This window comes from Mesorhizobium sp. M4A.F.Ca.ET.020.02.1.1 (genome assembly GCF_004022645.1).
Classification (GTDB): domain Bacteria; phylum Pseudomonadota; class Alphaproteobacteria; order Rhizobiales; family Rhizobiaceae; genus Mesorhizobium.
This window is the reverse complement of sequence record NZ_RZOI01000554.1, coordinates 1-4,182: the sequence shown is the minus strand read 5'-3', so window position 1 is coordinate 4,182 and position 4,182 is coordinate 1. Positions and strand designations below refer to the sequence as shown.

Sequence of the window (4,182 nt, the reverse complement as noted above, 5' to 3'; positions counted from 1 at the left end):
CCCCAATATCGTGGTGACCGATTCCTGCGCCGTGCCCGACCATCCGGTGATGAGCCGGCTGTGGACGGAGCGCAAACCGATGGGCACGCTGGTGCTTGGGCTGTCGCCCGACGCCGACCGCCTCGCCCGCCAGGCGGCCTCGCAGCTGCATCTCTACCGCGAGACCCGCAACATGGCCCGGATCCTGCGCAACCGCATGCGCAGCCTGCTGAAACGACGCTAGAGGAACGGCGAGCGCATGGCTTTCGGCAGCCGAATCCGGTCGGCATTCATCGCAAGGCAATCCAGATGATCAGGACCGTCCTGCGTCATGCCGGCCTCGCGCCGGTTCTCCTGCTTGCCCTGCTGCCGGCCCGGACCCTTGCCGGCTCTTGTCTCGAGGATTGCGGCGCGCCGTCCGTCAACGTCTACAGCCATACGACCGCCGGCCATCTCAGCCCGGCCACGGCCGGCGCACTGCCGCGTGTCTATGTGCCCAACCGGTCGTCGAACAGCGTCTCGGTGATCGACACCACGACCCTGAAGGAGGTCGACAGGTTCAGCGTCGGCAGCAAGCCGCAGCACGTCGTCCCCTCCTGGGACCTCAAGACGCTGTGGGTCGCCAACAACGGAACGGGCAAGAACGGCAGCCTGACCGAGGTCGACCCGAAGACCGGCAAGCCCAGCCGGCAGGTCCCGGTCGACGACCCCTACAACATGTACTTCATGCCCGACGGCAGCTCGGCCATCATCGTCGACGAAGCTTTGCGCCAGCTCGACCTGCGCGACCCCGCGACCATGGCGCTGAAGTCGGTCATCCTGACGCCCGATTGCGCCGGCATCAACCACGCCGATTTCTCCGTCGACGGCTCCTACGCGATCTTCACCTGCGAATACGGCGATGGTGGGCTGCTTAAGGTCGACCTGAAGAACCAGAAGGTGCTTGGCCATCTCGACCTCTCGAAGATGGGCATGCCGCAGGACATAAGGCTCTCGCCCGACGGCAAGGTCTTTTACGTCGCCGACATGATGAATGACGGCGTCTTCCTGATCGACGGCGACAGTTTTGCCGAAATCGGCTTCGTCCCCACCGGCATCGGCGCGCATGGCTTCGTCGTCAGCCGCGACGGCAGGCGGCTCTATGTCTCGAACCGCGGCTCGCACAAGATGGAGCAGGGTCGCGCCAAGGGGCCAGGCAGCGTCACGGTGATCGACTTCGCCACCCGCTCGGTCATCGCCCAGTGGCCCGTCCCGGGCGGCGGCAGCCCGGATATGGGCAACATCAGCGCCGATGGGAAGCAGCTCTGGCTGTCCGGCCGCTTCGACAGCGAAGTCTACATGTTCGACACCACGTCCGGCGCCGTCACCAGGATCCCCGTCGGCCTGGAGCCTCATGGGCTGACGGTGTGGCCGCTGCCCGGACGATACTCGCAGGGGCATACCGGGAACATGCGCTAGGCCTGCCTCGCCAGGACGAGGCGAGCGCCTCAAATCAAAATGCATCCTGCCACAGCGATTTGCCTAAACATTTGGCAGAATTCCAGCAATATTGAGTAAAATTGGTCCGGCTTCGCGCTTTAATTGTATTAGAGATTCCTCATTCTATTCACTCATAAGAAATAATCGAGGAAAATACCTTTTTCCCTGTACTATATGGTGATTCGTTGGAACGATGATTTGCACTACAACGTTGGTCCGCAAGCGGTCGCTTGAACTCCTATCGAGCGGCTCCAACAGGCCGGCATTCCGAGGAAGGATCGTCCGATGACCAGTGTCGTCAACGCAAAAGGCATTCCCCTTCCCTACACCGGCGCTTCCACCCACTGGTTCTCCGCAACCGGGGCCGGGCCGGAACTGCGCGGCACATCCGGCAACGACTCTTTCTGGGGCAACACCAGCGTCAACGTCACCATGTATGGCGGCGCGGGCGACGACTATTACCATCTCTATTCGACGATCAACCGGGCCGTCGAGCTGCCCGGCGAAGGCATCGACACGATCGACACCTGGATGAGCTACAAGCTCCCCAACAATTTCGAGAACCTCGTTGTCACCGGCGCCAATCGTTACGCGTTCGGCAATTCGGTCGACAACATAATCAAGGGCGGTACCGGCAGCCAGACGTTTGACGGCGGCCTGGGCAACGACGTACTGATCGGCGGTGGCGGCGCCGACACGTTCATCATCACCAAGGGCCACGGAAGCGACCTGATCACCGATTTCGGCGCCGACGACACCATCCGTCTCAACGGCTACGACTTCATGTCGTTCGACGACGTCAAGGCGCAGCTGATCCAGGCCGGAGCGAACCTTCTGCTGAATCTCGGATCGAACGAGGTGCTGGTGTTCAACAACACCACTGCCGACAAGCTGTCGGCCGGCCAGTTCGAGCTGCCGATCGACAAGTCCGGAATGACGCTGTCCTTCAATGACGATTTCAACACGCTCAGCCTTCACAATAGCCAGGGCGGCACCTGGGACACCAACTTCTGGTGGGGGGCGCCGAACGGCAGCACGCTCACCCAGAACAACGAGCTACAATGGTACATCGACGCCAATTACGCGCCGACGAGTTCGGTCCACCCATTCAGCGTCGACGACGGCGTGCTGACCATCACCGCGGCCCAGGCGTCGGCCGACATCAAGCCGCTTATCAACAATTATGAATACACCTCCGGCATCCTGACCACGCACGACACCTTCGCCCAGACCTATGGCTATTTCGAAATGAGGGCCGACCTGCCGGAAAACACCGGCGCCTGGCCGGCCTTCTGGCTGCTGCCGGAAGACGGCTCGTGGCCGCCGGAATTGGACGTCGTGGAAATGTATGGCCAAAGTCCGAACTCGCTTCTGATGACCGCGCACACGAATGAGACGGGAACCCACACCAAGGTCGGATCGACGGTGAATGTCTCCGACACCGACGGCTTTCACACCTACGGCCTGCTGTGGACGCCGGACAAGCTGGTCTGGACCTATGACGGCGTGCAGGTCGCGGAGGCGGCAACGCCATCCGACATGAACAAGCCCATGTACATGCTGGTTGATCTCGCGATCGGCGGTCAGGCCGGCGCGCCGCCGGACCATCTCGCCACGCCGGCTCAGATGAAGATCGACTATATCCACGCCTACACGCTGGACTATTTGCAGCAGAGCCATTTGAACGTCACGGGCGAGCACGCGGTCTAGGCGTCCGTGCGCATGTCTCAGGACCATGCTCCTCGCGCGAATGCGGGCACGACCAGGCAGTCAAGCCTGCGACCGGTGTTCAGGCGCGCCATCGCCGATGTCGGCATCTTCTCGTTACTGATCAACATCCTGCTGCTAGTGATCCCGCTCTACCTGCTGCAGGTCTATGACCGCGTCCTGCCGTCCTCGAGCGTCGAGACGCTGCTCTACCTTTCGGCGATCGCGGTGATCGCGCTCGCCTTTCTCGGCTTCCTCGACGCGGTGCGGGCCATCTACGCGCAGCGCGTCGCGGCGACGGTCGATGGCAGGCTGGGGGCGACGACATTCGCCGCCGCGCTAGGCGCCAGATATGCTGGCGGCTTGTCGCCGCTGCGCGACCTTGCCTCGGCCTGCGCCTTCATCAGGTCGCGCGGCGTGGCAGTGCTGTTCGACCTGCCCTTCGCTCCCGTCTTCCTCGCTCTGCTCTATCTCATCCATCCCGTCCTGTTCTGGCTGACACTCGCCGGCGCCGTGCTGTTGCTTCTCCTGGTGGTGGCCAACCAGCTTGCCATCGGCAGGAACGATGCCTTGTCGGCGGGGCGTTCGGCCGTCGCCGCCCAAGCGGAACAAGCCTTCGCCCGCAATGCCGACACGCTGCGCGCCATGGGCATGGTCGAGAACGCCGCACGGGTCTGGGGACGGCATGTGGCTGACGCGCTTGTCCTGCATGACCGCTCGGCGAGCGCCAACGCGATCTTCAGCGGCGCCTCACGGGCGCTGCGCATGATGCTGCAGCTCGCGATACTCGGCGCCGGCGCATGGCTGGTGCTCGAAGGGCAGATGACGGCCGGCATGATCTTCGCCTCCTCGCTGGTCTCGTCGCGTGCGCTGCAGCCGCTCGACCAGCTGATCGGATCCTGGCGGCAGATCGTCGACGCCAGGCGGGCGTGGAAGCGGCTGGAGACCGCGCTTGCGGCACATCCGGCGAAAGCGCGGAAGCTGTCCCTGCCGGATCCTTCCGGCGCGATTTCCGTG

The 4,182-nt window shown here is 63.2% G+C and carries 3 protein-coding genes and 1 pseudogene; all 4 read left to right on the top strand.

The features are described 5' to 3' along the window. Positions 1-223: pseudogene (locus EN742_RS26455) on the top strand (GNAT family N-acetyltransferase); the annotation flags it as partial. A gap of 65 nt (positions 224-288) precedes the next feature. Next, positions 289-1,437, top strand: a complete 1,149-nt coding sequence (locus EN742_RS26450; RefSeq protein WP_126058128.1) for a YncE family protein — start codon at positions 289-291, stop codon at positions 1,435-1,437. Between the two features lie 306 nt (positions 1,438-1,743). Then, positions 1,744-3,168: a family 16 glycosylhydrolase gene (locus tag EN742_RS26445; RefSeq protein ID WP_126058127.1), complete on the top strand. Its 1,425-nt coding sequence runs from the start codon at positions 1,744-1,746 to the stop codon at positions 3,166-3,168. Between the two features lie 12 nt (positions 3,169-3,180). Next, the coding region (locus tag EN742_RS26440) for an ABC transporter transmembrane domain-containing protein (RefSeq protein WP_245492398.1) at positions 3,181-4,182 on the top strand (1,002 nt) is incomplete at its 3' end.